General features: G+C 70.2%; 16 protein-coding genes. 7 read left to right on the top strand and 9 right to left on the bottom strand.

From position 1 onward, the window contains the following. Positions 1-2: 2 nt before the first annotated feature. Both AB0M63_RS25995 and AB0M63_RS26000 read right to left on the bottom strand, forming a co-directional pair. Positions 3-1,472, bottom strand: coding sequence for an L-fucose/L-arabinose isomerase family protein (locus AB0M63_RS25995; protein WP_366021089.1), 1,470 nt, complete (start codon positions 1,470-1,472; stop codon positions 3-5). A 32-nt stretch (positions 1,473-1,504) separates the two neighbouring features. After that, complete coding sequence (locus AB0M63_RS26000) at positions 1,505-2,794, bottom strand: MFS transporter (RefSeq protein ID WP_355915159.1); 1,290 nt, start codon at positions 2,792-2,794, stop codon at positions 1,505-1,507. A gap of 220 nt (positions 2,795-3,014) precedes the next feature. Between AB0M63_RS26000 and AB0M63_RS26005 the strand changes: the two genes are divergently transcribed. Continuing rightward, on the top strand, positions 3,015-6,959 hold the full coding sequence (locus AB0M63_RS26005) for a glycosyl hydrolase (protein WP_366021090.1): 3,945 nt from the start codon (positions 3,015-3,017) through the stop codon (positions 6,957-6,959). Here the strand turns inward: AB0M63_RS26005 and AB0M63_RS26010 are convergent. Then, positions 6,942-7,967 (bottom strand): LacI family DNA-binding transcriptional regulator, encoded by a 1,026-nt coding sequence (locus AB0M63_RS26010; RefSeq protein ID WP_366021091.1) that lies wholly within the window; start codon positions 7,965-7,967, stop codon positions 6,942-6,944. The two genes, AB0M63_RS26005 and AB0M63_RS26010, sit on opposite strands and share 18 nt — an antisense overlap. Positions 7,968-8,129: 162 nt before the next feature. Between AB0M63_RS26010 and AB0M63_RS26015 the strand changes: the two genes are divergently transcribed. Beyond that, positions 8,130-8,816, top strand: a complete 687-nt coding sequence (locus AB0M63_RS26015; protein ID WP_366021092.1) for a helix-turn-helix domain-containing protein — start codon at positions 8,130-8,132, stop codon at positions 8,814-8,816. A gap of 34 nt (positions 8,817-8,850) precedes the next feature. On the opposite strand, the gene AB0M63_RS26020 is transcribed toward AB0M63_RS26015, so the two are convergent. After that, positions 8,851-9,447 (bottom strand): PadR family transcriptional regulator, encoded by a 597-nt coding sequence (locus tag AB0M63_RS26020; protein ID WP_355915171.1) that lies wholly within the window; start codon positions 9,445-9,447, stop codon positions 8,851-8,853. Positions 9,448-9,703: 256 nt separating this feature from the next. Between AB0M63_RS26020 and AB0M63_RS26025 the strand changes: the two genes are divergently transcribed. Together AB0M63_RS26025 and AB0M63_RS26030 are read left to right on the top strand one after the other, a co-directional pair. Further along, positions 9,704-10,279, top strand: a complete 576-nt coding sequence (locus AB0M63_RS26025; RefSeq protein WP_355915174.1) for a hypothetical protein — start codon at positions 9,704-9,706, stop codon at positions 10,277-10,279. A 23-nt stretch (positions 10,280-10,302) separates the two neighbouring features. Then, positions 10,303-11,670, top strand: a complete 1,368-nt coding sequence (locus AB0M63_RS26030) for a carotenoid oxygenase family protein (RefSeq protein WP_355915177.1) — start codon at positions 10,303-10,305, stop codon at positions 11,668-11,670. 751 nt (positions 11,671-12,421) lie between these two features. Here the strand turns inward: AB0M63_RS26030 and AB0M63_RS26035 are convergent. Further along, positions 12,422-13,276 carry a chitosanase gene (locus tag AB0M63_RS26035; protein ID WP_355915180.1) on the bottom strand — a complete coding sequence of 285 codons (855 nt, stop codon included), beginning with the start codon at positions 13,274-13,276 and terminating at the stop codon, positions 12,422-12,424. Positions 13,277-13,476: 200 nt separating this feature from the next. Here AB0M63_RS26035 and AB0M63_RS26040 point away from each other — a divergent pair, with 200 nt between their 5' ends. Continuing rightward, positions 13,477-13,911 (top strand): NUDIX domain-containing protein, encoded by a 435-nt coding sequence (locus AB0M63_RS26040; protein ID WP_366021093.1) that lies wholly within the window; start codon positions 13,477-13,479, stop codon positions 13,909-13,911. Between the two features lie 6 nt (positions 13,912-13,917). Here AB0M63_RS26040 and AB0M63_RS26045 read toward each other — a convergent pair whose 3' ends face one another. Further along, the gene (locus AB0M63_RS26045) at positions 13,918-14,955 is read right to left on the bottom strand and encodes a medium chain dehydrogenase/reductase family protein (RefSeq protein WP_366021094.1); all 1,038 of its coding nucleotides are present in this window, start codon (positions 14,953-14,955) and stop codon (positions 13,918-13,920) included. Positions 14,956-15,106: 151 nt separating this feature from the next. Here AB0M63_RS26045 and AB0M63_RS26050 point away from each other — a divergent pair, with 151 nt between their 5' ends. Next, the gene (locus AB0M63_RS26050) at positions 15,107-15,757 is read left to right on the top strand and encodes a TetR/AcrR family transcriptional regulator (protein ID WP_355915188.1); all 651 of its coding nucleotides are present in this window, start codon (positions 15,107-15,109) and stop codon (positions 15,755-15,757) included. Positions 15,758-15,782: 25 nt separating this feature from the next. Here the strand turns inward: AB0M63_RS26050 and AB0M63_RS26055 are convergent, their stop codons facing one another. The 3 genes from AB0M63_RS26055 to AB0M63_RS26065 all read right to left on the bottom strand — a co-directional run bounded on the left by AB0M63_RS26055 (position 15,783) and on the right by AB0M63_RS26065 (position 17,202). Beyond that, the gene (locus AB0M63_RS26055; RefSeq protein ID WP_355915191.1) at positions 15,783-16,220 is read right to left on the bottom strand and encodes a DUF2267 domain-containing protein; all 438 of its coding nucleotides are present in this window, start codon (positions 16,218-16,220) and stop codon (positions 15,783-15,785) included. Positions 16,221-16,278: 58 nt separating this feature from the next. After that, a complete protein-coding gene (locus AB0M63_RS26060) occupies positions 16,279-16,674 on the bottom strand; it encodes a DUF2267 domain-containing protein (RefSeq protein WP_355915194.1) in 396 nt (131 codons plus the stop codon). A 96-nt stretch (positions 16,675-16,770) separates the two neighbouring features. Further along, positions 16,771-17,202, bottom strand: a complete 432-nt coding sequence (locus AB0M63_RS26065; RefSeq protein ID WP_355915197.1) for an Hsp20/alpha crystallin family protein — start codon at positions 17,200-17,202, stop codon at positions 16,771-16,773. 128 nt (positions 17,203-17,330) lie between these two features. On the opposite strand from AB0M63_RS26065, the gene AB0M63_RS26070 reads away from it, so the two are divergent. After that, a complete protein-coding gene (locus tag AB0M63_RS26070; protein WP_366021095.1) occupies positions 17,331-17,963 on the top strand; it encodes a type III effector protein in 633 nt (210 codons plus the stop codon). The last annotated feature ends 226 nt before the right edge of the window (positions 17,964-18,189 follow it).

The raw sequence follows: 18,189 nt of genomic DNA on the forward strand, positions 1-18,189 counted from the left end.
GTTCAGACCTCCCGATGCTCGATGCCCAGCAGACTCGCGGCGGCGCGGAAGTCGGCGGTGTGGTGGCCGAGCGCCAGGGACCAGTGGTGGCCGACGCCGGTCGCGCTCCAGGCGTCGACCCACTCGCCGGGATCGCGGCCGAAGTCGACGCGGCTGGTGGTGTTGCCGATCGTGAGGTGCGGTCCGGGGACGACGGTGCCCTCGGAAGTGACGAACGACAGGGTGCCGTCGGCGTCCTGGCCGAGGCCGAGGAGGGTGACCGGGCCGTGCTGGACGTCGAACTCCACGCTGACGCCCCAGCCGCGCTTGCCGTGGTAGACACCCAGGCCGCGCAGCAGCGGATCGCGGGAGCTGACGGCGAGGTGGGCGGGTCCGTCGTGGCCCATCTCGACCACGCCGGCCTCGAAGTCGAGGGCCTGGATCTCGGTGAAGGAGCCCCCGGCACCGACGCTCTGGGTCGCCAACTGGGCGAGGCTGGTGCGCAGTTCGTACTCGCCGGCCGCCGGCACGCCCCGGGCGGTGAGCAGGGAGGCACCCAGGATCATGCCGGCGCCGAGCCGTTCGTGCAGCTCGCCGTCGAGGCCCCGGTGGTAGTACGCGAGGGTGTCGAGCCCGAAGTCCTCGACGAGCCGGTCGAGGGCGACCGACACCGTCGCCCCCCACGCGAAGTCCTCGTCCACCACGCTGTCGTCCACGGCGAAGATCCGCCGGGCAAGCTCCGTACGCTCACGGGTCTCGGCCTCGCTGACCCGCTCCACCCGGTGCCGCAGATCGTCGAACTCCAGCACCTCGACATGCGAGCCGAACGTCGCCGGAAGCAGCGTCAGATCGGTCGACACGTCGAGCATCCCCGGATACAGATGCCCCATCAGCCCGTGCCGGGCGTGCCGGAGCGCGGCCCGCACCCGCGCCGCCCGGATCCACTGCTCGATGCGCCGCCAGGCCGACTCCTGGCGCAGCCAGCCCGACACCGACCGGAAGGGGATCCCGGCCCGGCGGAAGACGTTGCCGACCTCCGGCACCGGGCACTGCCCGCAGTAGGCGAGCCAGGCGCCCGTGTCGAAGGAGGCGTGGTCCATCCGTTCGGTCGGCTGGAGGTCGATGACCAGAACGGGCGTGTGCGAGCGCTGGGCGATCGGCAGCACCATCGACGAGGTCAGGTACGTCGTCAGGAACAGCACGATCAAGTCGCAGTCCGCCCGCCGGAGTTGCTCGGCGGCCTGGGCCCCTTCCGTGGCGTCGGAGATGAATCCGACGTCGGTCACCTCCGCGTCCATCCGCTGGAACCGCTCGGCGACGTAAGCGGACGACTCCCTCAACTGCGGTAGCAGGTCCGGGAATTGCGGCCAGTAGGCGCCGAGCCCGCCCGCGACGAGTCCGATCCGGGTACGGCGGCGGGTCACCGGAGGGAGCAACTCGCGCAGGGTGGCGGCGCGTTCCGCGGTCACGGTCGTGGGGTCGGTCGTTGCCATGGGCGGTGTTCCTTCCGGGTGCCGGTGCGGCTTCAGGTGCGGGCCACGCCCAGGCCCGGCGCCGGGGCGGCGGCGGTGGCGGGGGAACGCCGGATCAGGACATGGATGACGTACACACCCGCGACCCCCGACGCCGCCATGCAGAGGGTGATCAGCCAGAGCAGGAGTGAGGCGCTGTAGTCCATCAGGGCGGGCGTGACGAACGCGACGCCCGCGAAGACCCCGCGCGAGAGGGCGTAGGTCAGGCCCTGGGTGGTGCCCCGGGTGTCCGGGGGCAGCGTGAGCTGCGACCACACCTTGTAACTGGCCTCCCCGGCAAAGGGGTTGGAGATCTGGTACAGCACGAAGAAGACCAGCATGCCGACGAGCGCGCCGGCTGTGAGGGAGGCGATGCAGAAGGCCACGACCTGCACGACCGTGAACACGTAGAACATCCGGTCGCGCCAGGGGGTGTCGGCGATCCGCACGAAGACGAAGGTCAGCACCAACGCGATCGGCAGGAAGGCCAGGTTGATCCCGGTGGCCAGGCTCTGGGAGGCACCGCTGACCGTGACCAGCAGGTAAGTGCCGAACTGGCCGAAGGTGTTGGCGCCGATGCCCCAGGTGACGTAGTAGACGAAGGTCGCCGCCATCGGCAGCAGCGCGGCGCGGTTCCACACGTTCTTCAGCTCGATACCGCGCGGCACCTCCTTCTCCGCCACGGTCGGCTCCGACGGCTCGTCGGCCAGCTTGAGCCGGGAGCGGAGCTGCCAGGTGACCAGCGCGGCGACGATCAGATGGCCGGTGATGAACCGGGCCCCGGTCAGCCCCGTGTCCGACAGCAGGTAGCCGAGGAAGATGACGACGACGATGCCCGCCACCCACATGACCTGGGTGAAGGACACCAGCCGCGCCCGGCCCTCGGCGGGCGCCGCGTCCGAGACCACGGCCAGCGAGGTCGGCAGATCGGCGCCGGCCGCCAGCCCCGCGACGAGCACCCCGACGAAGAGCACGATGTCGTTGGGCGCCAGCGTGATGACGATCGCGCCCACCGCGTAGCAGAGGATGTCCAGGTTGTAGACCCGACGGCGTCCGAACATGTCGGCGAGCCGGCCACCGACGAGGGAGCCGACGGCGATGCAGCCGGTGACGATCGCGCTGATCGCCCCGGCCATCCATACGCCCATGTCGTAACTGTCGCGGTAGATCGCCAGGTTGACGGCGATGCTGACGATGAGCGCGGCGTCCAGGTAGGAGGCCATGCCCGAGAGGGCCGCGACCTTCCACAAGTGCTTCGGAATGGGCTGTTCAGGGCGTTCCGGGGCAGGTGAGAATCGGATCATGATGCGGCTCCTCACGGCTCTGGGCCGGGGTCGCAGTGAATATAGGGTTCAGAAAACGTTCCAACAACCCCCCTTGCGTAATTCGAGGGGAAGAAGCGCGGGCCTCCTTCCCGCCCTCCGCGACCGGTGCCAACATTGCAGGTGGCAGACGATCGAGCCGATCTAAAACGTTTTTGATCCGCGAGGTGCCCGAGCCGCACTCGGAAGGACCGCCGCCATCATGATCTCTCCCGCGCTCCAGCAGCTCTTCGACACTCCGCCGCGTAACTTCGGCCCCACCCCGCTGTGGTGGTGGTCGGGCGCCAAGGTCACCCGTGAGCGCCTCGAATGGCAGCTCCGCAGGTTCGCGGACGGCGGTGTCCACAACCTCGTGGTGATCAACCTGGCACCGGCCGGGCCGAGTTTCGGCGCCCGGACCGACGACCCGCCGTGGTTCGGCGAGGAGTGGTGGGACCGCTTCACCGACGCCTGCCGCATCGCCCGGGACATCGGCACCCGCCTGTGGTTCTACGACCAGATCGGGTTCTCCGGAGCCAACGTCCAAGGCGCCGTCACCCGACGGCACTTGGACGCCACCGGCCGGGCACTGCGCTCCCGCACGGCCACCGTCGTCGGCGGCACGGTCGCGCCGTGCGGCGGCGAAACCCTGGTCGCCGCCTATGACCTGACGGGCCGTCGGCTGCCCGTGGATCCCGGCTCGGGCCCCTTCCGGATCGCGGCCGCCGAGGGGACGGAAGTACGGCTCGTCACCGCCGTCCCCACCGCCTTCGACTACCTTTCCCCGCACGCCGTGGGACTGCTGCTGGAGGCCGTCCACCACGAGTACGACCGCCGTGTCCCCGAATACCTGGGCAACGTCATCGCGGGCAGCTTCCAGGACGAACTGCCCGGCACCAACTCCTGGAGCCACCGCCTCCCCGACGAGTTCCGCGCCCGCCGAGGCTACGACCTCCTCGACCACCTGCCGGCCCTGTTCGGCCCGGCGACCGCCCGCGCGGCGAAGATCCGCGCCGACTACTACGCCGTCCGCGCCGAACTCACCGAAGAGGCCCTCTTCAAGCCCCTCGCGGCCTGGCACGAGGAACGCGGCATGCTCGTCGGAGCCGACCAGAGCCACCCCGCGAGAGCGGGCTTCCCGGCCCAGTCGACGCAGATCTACACCGACTACTTCCGCACCCATCGCTGGTACGGCGCCGCCGGCAGCGACCACCACGGCGACTCCAAGGTCCACTCGTCCATGGCCCACCTCTACGGCCATGAGCGCGTCTGGATCGAGGCGTTCCACTCCTCCGGCTGGGGCGGCACCCTCGCCGACACCTACGACTGGCTCCTGCCGTTCCTGCGCAGCGGCGCCAACCTGTACAACCCGCACGCCAGTTACTTCGGCACCGCGGGCGGCTGGTTCGAGTGGGCGCCGCCGTCCACCGACTGGCGCCAGCCCTACTGGCGCCAGTACCCGGCGTTCTCCCGGGCCGTCGCCCGGATCTGCTCGATCATGTCCTGGGGCACCTACAGCGCCGATGTCGCGGTCCTGCACCCCACCGCAACCATGCAGGCCCTCATCCCGCTGGACGCACCCGTCCAGCACTTCGGCGACGGCCGCCTCGGCGACGAGCACGCCGACGTCGACGAGACGCAGCGCCACTATCTCGACCTCTGCGGCACGAACAACTGGCTGAGCCCGCACGTCGGTTCACTGGACCGGCACCGCATCTCCTTCGACGTCATCGACGACGCCTCCGTGCAACGCGCCGCCGCCACCGACGGAGCCCTGCGCGTCGGAGACCTCGCCTACCGCGCCGTACTGCTGCCCTCGACGAGCGTCCTGGAGGAGGAGACTGCACGCCGACTCACCCAACTCCTCGACAGCGGCGGCCGGGTGGTGGTCGTGGGCCGACCGCCCACGACGGCCGCAGGACAGTTCGGCGACGACAACGTCGTGGCGGCGCTGCTGAAGCATCCACGCCTTGAGCGGGCGAGCGATGCCGAGACCGGCGCGGCGACGGTGGCCGACGCCGCCGGACACGCGACGGGCGAGCTGCCAGTGCTCGTCAGGAGAAAGGGAGTTGAGGCGGTGGCCCTGGTGACCGGGGCATTCCCCGACGCCCGCACGAGGCCCGGCGACGCCGACCATGAGGCGGACCCCGCCCGCTACGCCCGCCACTCGACCGTCACCGTGCACGCGGTCGTGACCGAGGCCGAGATCTGGAACCCGGCGACCGGCACCCGCCGACCGGCCCACGTGACCGTCGCTGACGGCGCCTCGACGATCGAGGTGCCACTGGCAGGCGCCCCCGCCGCCCTCGTCGTATGGCGAGAAGGCACCCGACCGACACTCCCGTCGGTACCACAACACCCCGGGCAGGAGCGGGAGTTCGACCTTTCGAGCGGTTGGGAGGGCCGCCTGGTCCCCACCATGGACAACACCTGGGGCGACCTGGCCCTGCCCGCGGGCGCCTCCGTCGCCGAACCGCAGATCTGGACCATGGAATCGACCGAGTCGGACGACCCCGACCCACGCTGGGAGCAGACGCGCGCGACGTACGGCAACCGAGTCCGCGTCCTCTCGCCAGTACCGTCCGCCCAGGCCCCCGACCCGCTCGACGCACCGGCCGTCGAACAGATCCTCGCCGGAGAACGGCCGCTCACCCCCACCGACGAAGCGGCCTGGAGCGTCTCCCTGTACTCGTCGAGCCGCGGCATCCCGGACCCGGACGGCCTGCTCGGCAACAAGGGCCTGGTATCAGAGGAGTTCGTACGCGTCCCTGTGCCCGGACCCGGAACGGTCGCCCGGGTCCGTTCGATCGTGGAGACGGACCACCGCGGCCCCGCCGACCTCCACATCGGCGCCGCCGCCACCAAACGGGTGTGGTGGAACGGCGAGCGACTGGACACCGGCACCGGTTACCTCGCCACCACCCGCGTGCGGATCGCCCGATCCCGCAACGTCCTTGAGTACGAACTGGGGGACGCCCAGGACCGGCCGCTGCTGATCTCCGGCGCGCCCGACACACCCTTGGGCAGCTACTTCTGCCTGACCCGCCCGGACGGCTTCGCGGCCCGCCCGCAGTTCATGTGCCTGCCGGAGGACGTACGACCCTACGGCGGTGTCACCTGTCGCGGGCGTCTCGCCGCCACCGGCGAGGCGGTACTCGTCGTGGGTGCCGCGGTGGGCGTCACCGTGCTGCTCGACGGGGTGGTCGTCGCGCGCCAGGAGAAGGTGGAGTACTACGAGTCCGACTGGGGCGCGGTACCGATGTTCTTCCGGCACCAACTCACCGTGGGCGAAGGCGAACACGTGCTGGAGGTGGTGGCCGACGCAGTCCACCCGCGCGAGGCCGTGTTCGTCGACTGCGTGACATCCTCCGCCGACGCGCTGGTCGGCGGAGCGGGTTGGGAGGCGGAGACGGGAGGCTGGCACGGTCGTACCGTCGAACACGTGGGCCGGTGGGGCGAGTTGCAGCACTGCTATGCGGCCGTACGACCGCACCCGTTGCCGGACACCGAGTGGCTCACCGGTGCACCGATGCTCGGCACCGCCGTCCTGCCGCTGCGGTCCACGGACACGGTCCACGAACGCGCCCAGCGCTTCCGCTTCACCGTGCCGCCGGGCACCGTATCGCTGGACCTGCCACTGGAGTTGCCCGCGAGGGTACGGGTCGGCGACGGCATCGAGAAGCAGCTCGACGGTCAGGACCTGACGCTGGATCAACCGGTCGCGGAGAGCACGGAGTTCGAGGTCGTGACCGCGCCTACCGCAGTACTGCGGGGCGGGTCGGCCTGGCGGGGGCCGGTCCGCGTGCGTACGGTACCGGCGCAACTTCCGCTGGGGGACTGGAAGACGCTGGGGCTGGGCAGTTGGAGCGGCGGTGTCACCTACGCGCGGGAGGTGCAGGTCCCCGCAGGTCCGGACCCGGTACTGGATCTCGGGCGGGTGCGCGGCAGTGTGTCGGTCGTCATCGACGGGGAGGGCGTCGGAGAGGCGTTCTGTCCTCCGTACCGGTTCCAACTCGCGGGCGCCGCAGGGCGGTTGGTCCGCCTGGAGGTAACCGTCCACAACACCCTGGCGCCCTATCTCGCCGAGGCCACCCCGACCGCGTGGGCCTTCCCGTCCCAGCTCGCTTCGGGGCTGATGGGGCCCGTGACGCTACGGATTCCCGTCTGACGGGGGGCGGGTGGAGTCCCGGAGGACGAGGTCGGGCGCGAACACCCTTGTCTCATGGGCGTGTTCGGCGCGGGCCTCCACCTCGTCGAGCAGCATTCCGACGGCCGCCCGGCCGAGTTCCTCGACGGGTTGGCGGACCGTCGTCAGGGTCGTTCCCACGAAGCTCGCGATGTCGAGGTCGCCGTAGCCGACGACCTGGACCTCCTCGGGTATGCGCACCCCCCGTTCGCCGAGTCCGCGGCACAGGCCCGCGGCGAGGAAGTCGTTGGTGCAGAAGACCGCGTCGGGGAGTTCGTCGAGAGCGCGGGCGATCTCCAGGCCGTACGCCACCGTCATCTCGTCGGCGACGATCTGGCGCAGTCGTGCCTCGCGCCGGGTGCGCACGGCCTGGCGGGCGCCCTGGTAGCGGTCGGCGCACTGGACGATCCCGCGCTCGCCGTTCACGACGAGGATGTCGCGGGCCCCGCAGTCCAGAAGGTGCTCGACGGCGACCCGGCCGCCGGCGATGTCGTCGACGGAGACGGAACAGCCGTCCTGGGCCGACAGCGCACGGTCCGCGAGCACCAGGGGGATGCCGCGCTCGCGGAGCCGGGTGAGCCGGGTGGGGTCGGCGCCGAGCGGCACCACCACCGCGCCGACCGCCCGCTGCTCGATCAGCATCGTGAAGTAGCCCTGCTCCCGCTCGGGCGCGTCCCCGCTGTCGCAGAGCACGAGGGAGTAGCCGTGGTCGTAGGCCGCGTCGGCGGCACCCCGTGCGATCCGTGAGTAGAACGAATTGGCCACGTCGGGCAGCACCAGCCCGATCGAGGACGAGTGGCCGGTCCGCAGTCCCGCGGCTCCCGGATGCGGTACGTAGTCGAGCGCGGCGACCGCGTCACGGACCCGCTCGGCGGTGCGGGCGTTGACCCGCTCGGGCCGGTTGAGGACGTTCGACACCGTGGACACCGAGACACCTGCGGCGGCAGCGACATCCTGAATACGGGCGGGGCGAACCTGAACGGCGTCCACCCCCTCGCTGCGAAGGCCGTGCGACCAGGCACGACGCGGTTCTCCATGGGCGGCGCCAGTGTACCCCGACGGTGGTTGCAACGTTTTCCGCTGGTTGAGTCTGGGCGAGGAGAGCGTGTGCGGCTCGAACTGGCCCGTGATCAGCAGGGTTAGCATGGCGCCATGGCTGAGGGTTCCGGGGCTGATGCTCCGATGGAGGGCGATCGCCCGCTGAGGCGCGATGCCGCCCTCAACCGCGAGAAGATTCTGCGTGCGGCACGCGAGGTTTTCGGCCAGCACGGGCTGGGGGTCACGCTCGACGACGTGGCCCGGCACGCGGGGGTCGGGGTCGGGACCGTGTACCGGCGTTTCCCTGACAAAGAGACTCTCGTGCGGGCCCTGTTCGAGCAGGATCTCGGACTGCGGCAGGAGTCGGCGGACCGGGCTCTCGCCCATCCTGACCCCTGGCAGGGCTTCGTGGACTTCCTCATGGAGATGGCGGCCGACCTCGCCGAGAATCGTGGCCTCAATGAGGTGATCATGCTGGGGAGCCATAGTTCCGAGCCGATGGAGACGGTGCGGGGCGGCATGCTCCCCTTCCTGGAGGCCCTGATCCGGCGGGCCCAGGAGAGCGGGGATCTGCGTACGGAGGTCACTCCCTCGGACATCCCCGTCATCGTGCAAATGCTCAGCGCCGCCAGCCAGTTCACCCAGGGCAGGCGCCCCGACATCTGGCGCCGCTACTTCGAGATCCTCCTCAACGGCATCAGGCAACGTCCCGACGACCCTCCCCTCACGACACCGAGTCTGAGCAACGAGGCGGTGGAGCAGGTGATGGGGCTGGCCAGGCCCGCCCTGCCACAGGAGTAGCGGCTCTGCCATACGTACAGGCCTGACGTGATGGTCAGTGGGACACCTGTCCGGAGTCACCGCTCGACCCGTCCGCGTCCGGCGTCGCCGTCCCCCCGGCGGGACCCGCACCCCGTCCGTCACGCAACTGCTCCGCGGCCCAATGGGCCCACTCCTGCTCCAACACCCGTTGCCGGATGCCGTGTTCAAGGACGAGCCTGCCGCAGGCGCTCAGCATGTCCTTGTCCCACTCCTCCGTGTCACGGAGGGCGACGAGGGCGTCCTGCTCCTTGGCCGAGCTCTCCGCGTGGTCGAGGAGTCGCTGTACCGCTTCCTCGCGCGGCAGGAGTCCGAGGAAGAAGGTCTGCAGGAGCATCGGGTTGCGCAGCGGACGGCTCTCCCGGGTCTCGGTCAGCCAGCGCACCGTCTCCGCGTGCCCTTCGGGGGTGAGCGAGTACTGCTTGCGCCCTCGGGGCCCCTCGTCCGTGACCTTGATCAGGCCTGTCGCGTCCAGCTTGGTCAGCTCGCCGTAGATCTGGCTCTGCTTGGCGGGCCAGACGTACCCGAGCGAGGTGTTGAAGATCTTCAGCAGGTCGTAGCCGCTGCCGGGGCGGAAGACGAGGAGACCCAGGAGGGCGTTGCGGAGGCTCATGTCGACAACCCTAACCCGGGTCACTCCAATGTTGACAGGTCGGAAACTACCCCTGCGGATTCTGTGCGCCCGGCAAGGAGGTCGTGTGGAGGTCGGGCGCCGGTCGTGGAATTCGCGCAGGTGGGGCACGTGCGGGCCGGCCGGGGGTCGTAGGCCGGTGGACTTTCGTTCAATATTCCTACCTTGACATGTTGATTTGGGAGCGTCTAGCTTCCACCTGTCAAAGTTGGAATGTCGATCCGTAAGGAACTGCATCGTGGGCATCATTGGCTATTTGCGGGGTTTCGCCCCATGGATCGCGGCTGGTTTCGTCTCCGCCGTCGACTGGCGCTGGGGCGCCGTGGCGGGCGTGCTCGTCGGCTTGCTGCTGCTTCTGCAGGACCGGCGCAGGGGAGTGGCGATGGACGCGATGATCCTGGAGATCAGCACCATCATCTACTTCCTCATCATCGGGGCGATCGCCTTCAGCTCACCCGACTCGTCGGTCCAGGACCACAGTGACGTCCTCTCCTTCGTCTGGCTCGCCGGAACGGCCTGGGGCAGCATGGCCATCCGGAGCCCCTTCACCCTGGGCATCGCCCGACGGCAGACGCCCGAGGAGTACTGGAACACCCCGGGCTTCATCACCGTCAACAACCACATCACGGCGGCCTGGGCGTCCGGATTCACCTTCATCTCCGTCGTGTTGGCGATCAGTGACGCGACCGACGCCCCGGTCTGGGTCGGTATCGCCGCCCACGTGATCGGCCTGGTCGCCCCCATGGTCTTCACCGCGATCTATCCCCGCCGGGTCCAGGCCCGTCTCGAAGCCCTGCAAGCAGCAAGCGCCTGACGGCTATCCCAAGGACTTTCCCCATGAGCACGGACAAGACCACTCCGCCTCCCCACCTCGCCGGGAACTTCGCCCCGGTCCCCGACGAGATCACGGTCACCGAACTGGCGGTGACCGGGGCCGTACCGCCGGAACTCACCGGCTGGTACCTGCGCAACGGGCCCAACCCCCACGAGGCCACCTCGGCCCACTGGTTCACCGGCGACGGCATGGTGCACGGAGTCCGCCTCGACGGCGGCAGGGCCACCTCTTACCGCAATCGCTGGGTCCGCACCTCCACCCTCGCCACGGGCGCCCAGGTCTACGGCCCGGACGGCACGATGAACCTCGCCGCCGGCGTCGCCAACACCCACGTCGTCCGGCACGCGGGCCGCACCCTCGCCCTCGTCGAGACCTCCTTCCCGCAGGAGTTGAGCTGCGAGGCCGGGCGTGAACTCGACACCGTGGGGCCCTACGACTTCGACGGCCGCCTGCGCACCCCGATGACCGCCCACCCCAAGACCTGCCCGGTCACCGGCGAACTGCACTTCTACGGCTACGGCGGGCTCTCGGCGCCCTACCTCACCTATCACCGAGCCGACGCCAAGGGCGAGTTGACGGTCAGCCGGCCGATCGACGTACCGGCGCACACGATGATGCACGACTTCTACCTGACCAGGAACCATGTCGTCTTCATGGACCTGCCCGCCGTGTTCAGCATTGAGCGGGCCATGGATCCGGACGGAGGCATGCCGTACGTCTGGTCCGACACCTACGGAGCAAGGCTCGGCGTGCTGCGCAGGGACGACCCGCACGGGGCCATCCGCTGGTTCGACATCGACCCCTGCTATGTCTTCCACACCCTCAACTCCCATGAGGAGAACGACGGTCAGCGCCTCGTCCTGCTCGGCATGCGCTACCCGTCCCTGCGGGACGGCGTCACCGTGGCGACGGCGGCGCATCTGTGGCGGTGGACGATCGACCTCACCACCGGCGCGATCAGCGAGGAGCAACTGGACGACCACCCGGGGGAGTTCCCTCGTATCGACGACCGACTCGCGGGCCTGCCCGCCGACTTCGGCCATGCCACCGCGGCACCCGTTCCGGAACTCCCGCAGTACGACCCGAACGAGTCACGTGCCGCGATCCACCGGTACGACCTGCGCAAGTCGAGCGTCGCCAGCCACTACTTCGCCCCCGGACGCTTCCCGGGTGAGGCGGCCTTCGCCCCCGCCGACGATCGGCCCGGCGGTCCCGGCTGGCTCATGACCTACGTCTACGACGCCTCGACCGACCGCAGCGACCTGGTCATCCTCGACGCCGACAACCTCACCCGCGAACCGGTGGCCACCATCCACCTGCCGCGCCGGGTACCCGCCGGATTCCACGGCAGTTGGCTGGCGGACGCCTGAGGGGGTGAGCCGTCCTCCGGGCCCGAGTGGCTCGGAGGACGGCTGCCGCGCCCCGGTCCGTCTCAGGCTCCTGTGCCGAACTCCCCGAAGCAGTGGCCCACTCAAACTGACGGCGGGGACCCGTAGTTGGCGAACGATGGCCTGCGCGATGTCCTGGAACGCCAGTCGGTACGAGGTCCCGGCGTCGCGCCGGTGCACCGAAGGCCACCGGTTCGATCCGTCGCCGACATAGGCGGAGACACCCGTCTTACGAGCGACCCCGACGAGAGCCGAGACGAACCCGCGAGCGTCCCCTCGGCCGTGGACAGTGGGCGCCTCTTCGGTGAGCAGGTGTCCCGGTGTACGGCCGAGGACCCCGGAGGCGACCACGAAGGGCGTGCCCGTGCCCGCCAACTCGGCGCCGATGGCGTCTACCGCGTTCAGTCCGACCTTCGCGCGTGCGGACGGGTCGGTGGCCTCGGAGATGTGCTGCTTCGCGGCGTAGATCGCGCCGTCGACCACCGCGGCTCCGGCCCGGAGGCTGTCGCAGTCGGCGATGTCACCGCGCTGCGCGTCGGCGCCGGATCGCCCCAACGCGTCGGCAGCCGAGGCCGAGGACCTAACGCCCTGCTTCGAGGAGCTCGCGGACGACCACGGCGCCAGGACCCGTACGCTCGGGCCCTGGCGCCGCGCTGTCCGTCCCTGCGATCCATCAGCTCGCTACGACGGCCCCGGCTCGCCGGTGCGCCGCCCAACGCGCCGACGGGACAGGTCAGTTGATCTTGTAGCTGTCCCCGTAGACCTTCCAGGACAGTGGCGTGTCGAGGTCGAGGTTCCCGTTCCGGAGGAACACGCGCTGCTCGGTGTCGACGCGGCTGGTGTCACTGTGGGCCTCCTCCTGCTGCATGGCCCACACGCGCGCGTCGAGGAAGGCGTTGAGGTACGTCGTCTCGTTGCCGCCCTGGGCCGGCGGCTTGGCCGAACGCAGGGCGCGGGCACGGATGTTGCGGAAGCTGGTGGGGTCGTCGCCGTCGCCGTGCATGACGATGGCGTCGTAGTACGTGAACTGCCCCAGGACGCGCAGCCCGTCCGTCCTGCCCTGGCTGACGGCGGGGTTGAAGTACACGCGGTCGCGTTCGTCGTTCTGCGCCTGCTGGAACACCGTGTCCTGGGCCGCCGTGCGCCAGTCCTTGGGGAAGTTCGGGTCGAGTCCGGAGTGCGAGTCGGTGCCGTTCACCGAGCGGAGCGCGGGGAGGTACTTGGCGAGGACGTTGCCGGGCTTGCGGGTCGCGTAGAGCTGGACGAGGTCGAGCATGTCGCCCGTGCCGGAGCAGAAGCCGATGATGCCGGCGGTGTAGCCGCGGCCGTCGCCTATGTCCTCGATGTACTTGTACTGGGCCTTCCAGTCGAGCGAGGAGTTCTCCGCGCTCGACACCAGCTTCATGGCGATCTCCTTCTTCGCCGGGTCGTCGAGGCCGATCGCCGCGGCGGCCGTGGTGGCTGCCGAGGCCCGCGGAGTGCGCAGCAGGGGCGCTGCCGCGACCGACACGCCGATGAGCGCCAGGAGCGTACGCCGAGAGGGGCTCGCCGACTCGGGGGTCGCGGGGTTGTGGAACGGGTGGACCACGGGGACTCCAAATGGTGGTGGGGGGTGAGGAGTTGGTCGTACCGTCGAACTGATAGGAAAGTTAACTATCAGAGGTTCGACGCGTAGGGCACCCACCGGGAGTCAAGTTCGTAGATATGAACGAGAGTTGTATGCCTGTGCGAGGGCGATGCTTGACGGTTTGCCCGCTCTTGGCGGGCCTCGTCCCCTAGGCTCCGGCCATGAAGGTTCGTCACAAGGCGCGGGTCGTTCTGCTCGACCACGGTCACCTGGTGTTCCTCAGGCGGGGCTGGCCGGGCGGTGATGCCTACTGCACGACCGTCGGCGGGAGCGTCGAGCCCGACGACGCGGACCTCGAAGCGGCGCTGCGGCGCGAGGCGTTGGAGGAGATCGGTGCCACCATCGGGCCCGTCGCCGAGTTCCTGACCCTCACCGAATCGCGCGGGACGACCACCGTCGTCCAGCACTACTTCCTCGCCGACCTGCTGGAGATGGACCTCGCCCGCCGCCACGGTCCCGAACTCGACGACCCCGACACGGGCGACTTCGAACCGGTCCGCGTCGAGGCGAGCCGTCCGGCCGTGGCCGCCCTGAACCTCCAGCCGGCCGAGCTGGCCGACTATGTGCTCGGGCATGTCGAGGCATGGCGCACCTGACCGGCGCTACGGCGTCAGGACCACCTTGCCGGCGACCGTGCCGGACTCGGCCAGCCGCAGGGCGTCGGCGGCGCGGGTGAGCGGCAGTTGGGCGGCGATCCGGGCGTTGACCTCTCCGCGCTGAAGGGCGGCGAAGACCTGGGTGAGGTCGGCGCGCAGTTGGTCCCGGAACCGGTTCTTGCTCAGGGCCCGCCCGGCCCAGATGTTGAAGAAGTAGGCGTGGCGGCCGTTGGGCAGCGCGTTCCACGTCCAGACCTGGCGCAGCAGCTTGAGCACGGGCGCCTGCTTGGAGCCCTCGTCGTCGCGGGTGGAGGCGCTGCCGTAGGAGACGAGCGTGCCGCCCGGTGCCAGGAGGCGCCAGGACTGGACGATGCCGGGGCCGCCGACGTGGTCGAAGACGGCGTCCACTCCGCGCGGGGCGAGTTCGCGGACCCGTGCGCCGAGGTCCGGGGTGCGGTAGTCGACGGGCTCGACGCCCTGGTCGCGCAGCGTGTCGTGGTGGCGCGGGGACGCCGTGCCGATCACGTGCACGCCCGCGGCCCGGGCGAGTTGGACCAGGACCGTGCCGACGCCGCCGTTGGCGCCGTGCACCAGGATCGTCTGACCACTGCGGATACGGGCCTTGCGGTGCAGCATCTGCCAGGCGGTGATGCCGTTGACCACGACGGTCTCCGCCTCGGCCGCGCCGATCCCGGCGGGCACCGGCACCACGTCGGCCGCGTCGACGAGCACATGGCTGGCCCAGCCACCGATCTTCACCAGTGCGGCCACCCGGGTGCCGACCAGGCCGGGCTCGACGCCGGCGCCGGTGCTCAGCACGGTGCCGACCAGGTCGTAGCCGGGAACGAAGGGGAACGGGGGCTGGTCGTAGTACCTGCCGCGCCGCATCTGCTGCTCGGCGAAGGAGACCCCGGTCGCCTCCATCCGGACCACCACCTGACCGGGGCCCGCGACGGGGACGGCTCCGTGCCGGACCTCCAGGCCCTCCGGCTCCACCTTGCCCGGCAGGACGACCTCGACGAGTGCGTCGGCGGTGTTGTTCATGGCGACCTCCACTGTGATCCGCGGTGAGCTACGAGCTTTCGTGTTCGTTATGAGTTCTAACTCATGCGAGAAGGGGTCGTCAATAGCGATCGTGATAGCTTCTAACTCAAGCTTGAGTATGTATCCCCGTTGGTGCGGAAGGCGGCCGGTCATGGCGGAAACGGGCACGAAGACCCCACGCGAGCGCTACCGCGACCAGGTGCGCACGGAGATCAAGGAACACGCGCGGGAGCAGATCGCGACGGCGGGCGCCTCCGCGCTCTCCCTCAACGCCATCGCCAAGCGGATGGGCATGAGCGGGCCCGCGCTCTACCGCTACTTCGCCAGCCGCGACGACCTGATCACCGAACTGATCAGGGACGCCTACCGCAGCCTCGCCGACGCCTTCCGCACGGCCGCCGACTCCGGCACCGACCTGCGCGGCCTGGCCCACACCCTGCGCGGCTGGGCCCTCGACGACCCTCAGCGGTACTTCCTCATCTACGGCACGCCCGTTCCCGGCTATCACGCGCCGGACGACGTCACCGGGATCGCGTCCGAGATCATGGCGGCCCTGCTGGACGCCTGCGCCGCGCTGCCGGCGGAGGGCCCGACGACATCGTTCGAGGCACACCTCGAAGCCCGCCGGCAGTGGGCGGGCGACCACTCCGCCCCGCCCGCGGCCCTCCACCGCGCGCTGCTTTGCTGGACCCGACTGCACGGCGTCCTGTCGCTGGAACTCGCTGGACACTTCACCGGCATGGGCTTCGACCCGGCCCTGCTCTTCGAGTCCGAACTGACGGCCCTGACGGCCCGGTTGTAGCGGTCGGGGCAGCGGCAGTAGCCGTCTACGCGGCCGGGGTGAGTTCGGCGCGGCCGAACAACAGGGCGTAGCCGGAGGGGAGTTGGTGGAGGATACGGGTGATCAGGTCCGGGCCGGCGTAGGCGGCGACGGCGGAGAAGACGGAGCCGGTGTCCCAACGGGTGGTGGCCAGAGAGGCGCCGGTGCGGGCGGCGAGGTCCTTGACGAAGGCCCAGCCGGTCAGCGGCCGCGCGTCGGGGATCTGCGCGGTCAGCACCCGCGCGGCTTCCACGGGCAGACAGCGCGCCAGCTCGACGCGTTCGTCACCGGTCACCTGACGTCCCAGTCCGGCGAGGACCAGGCGGACGGCTTCCTCTGCCTTCTCGCGGGTGGGATAGGCGCCGTCGTAGCGGACCTTCTCCAGCATCTGCTCGTAGGCCGTCCCGTACGGCTGGTGGGGCGCTACATGCCGGTCGGAGATCACTGGGGTGGTTGCCTTTCTTGCTGTGGCACCGGTGCCCGGGCACCGGGGTGCGGGATGGTCAGGTGGGCTGGGGGCGGCCGAAGAGCAGGTCGTAGCCGGCGGGGAGTTGGAGCAGGATCTGACCCAGCAGATCCTCGCCGACGGCGTCGGCGACGGTGGACAGCACGGCGCTCACGTCCCAGGCGGCGGTCTGCTCGCTGGCGCCCTCGATCCATGCGGCGGTCGCGCGGACGAACCGCTCCGCGGACAGCGGCTCGGCGCTGTGCAGCGGGTTGAGCAGGATCAGGGCGAAGCCCTCCGGCAGGCGCGCCGCCAACTTGGCGCGGACGTCGCCGACCAGGTGCGCGCCGAGCAGGGCGAGCACCACACGGGCCGCGCGCTCGGCTTCCTCCGGAGAGTCGTACTCGCCGCGTTCGGCCACGTGGTCGAGGAACGCTTCGCGTCGCAGAGTCATCTCGGCCGCCTCTCCTTCTTCGGACCGCACAGGGGATGCGGAGGGCGGAATGAGGGGGAGATCAGGTGCCCGCCCTCCGCATCGGTCCGGCTGGTGTCAGTCGGACAGCTCCTTGCGGCCGGATCCGACGCCGATGGAGATCTTGCGCGGCTTGGCGCGCTCGGCGATCGGGATGCGCAGGGTGAGCACGCCCGCGCTGTAGTCGGCCTGGATGTGCTCGGTGTCGAGGGTGTCGGCGAGCACGATCTGGCGGGAGAAGGCCCCCAGAGGCCGCTCCGACAGTTCCATCTGCACGTCGTCGGCCTTCGTCACCGGCCGTCGCTCCGCCCGGACGGTCAGCATGTTCCGCTCGACGTCGATATCGATCGCGTCCGAGGTGACGCCGGGGAGGTCGAAGGCCACCACGTACTCGTCGCCCTCTCGGTAGGCGTCCATCGGCATCGCCGACGGCCGTGACCAGGTGCCCGGGCCCATGAGCTGCTGTGCCAGCCGGTCCAGCTCACGGAAGGGGTCAGTGCGCATCAACATCGTGAAAACACCTCCAGCAGGTTCAGGCAGTTGCTGCCAATGCGCCTCGCTGACACCGTTGTAACATGTCATCCAATGGATGACAAACATGAAGTCGTCTACGTGATGACAATCAGAGGGAGATGCCCGTGACCGCAGGTGACCAGCCGTCCGCGACCAGCGCGAACGCCCACAGCCCGGCGTCGTTTCTCGCAGCCGCGGCGGCGCTCCATGCCATTGACGACGCCCTGCGCGACGCCCGGCGAGGGTCCCCGGACGCGTCCAACGGTCTCGGTCCCGGGCCGGAGCAGGTGCTGGCCTCCCTGATGCTGCTGCGGCAGGTGCGCGAGCAGCTCGCCGGATGGGAGACCGGCCTGATCGAGACCGCCCGCGACGCGGGTGCCAGCTGGGCGGATCTCGCCGACCCCCTGGGCGTCGCCAGCCGCCAGGCCGCCGAACGCCGCTACCTGCGCGGCCGTCCCGGACCGGCCGGAACCACCGGCGAAGAACGTGTCCAGGCAACCCGCGAACGCCGCGCCGCCCAGCGCACCACCGCCTCCTGGGCTCGCGCCAACGCAGCCGATCTACGCCGTCTCGCCGGCCAGATCACCGCCCTCACCGACCTGCCCATCGCGGCCCGCGTCCCGCTCGGCGAACTTCATGCGGCCCTTGCCCACGACGACCCCGCCGAGCTCGTTCGCCCCCTCAACGCCGCACGTCCCCACCTGACCGCCACCCACCCCGGCCTCGCGGCGCAGCTCGACAAGCTCACACCACCCTGAACACCGTCACGCCCGGTCGTCGACCGTGCCCGTGCACCCGAAGGAGTGCCGTCCCCGGGCCGGGCGAGTGTTTCGCGGGATCCGGGTACTCGCGGGCGGAATCGGAGGCAAGGCATGGGCTGAGCCGGGCGGTGCAGTCGGTACAGAAGGAGGCGGTCCGTGGGCCGGAGAGCTGGCAGGGAGCCCGTCGAAGACCGTCCCGGGCGTCCGCCCGGAGAACGTCTCG

Origin of the sequence: Streptomyces sp. NPDC051576, assembly GCF_040681835.1 — a bacterium.
Taxonomy (GTDB): Bacteria; Actinomycetota; Actinomycetes; order Streptomycetales; family Streptomycetaceae; genus Streptomyces.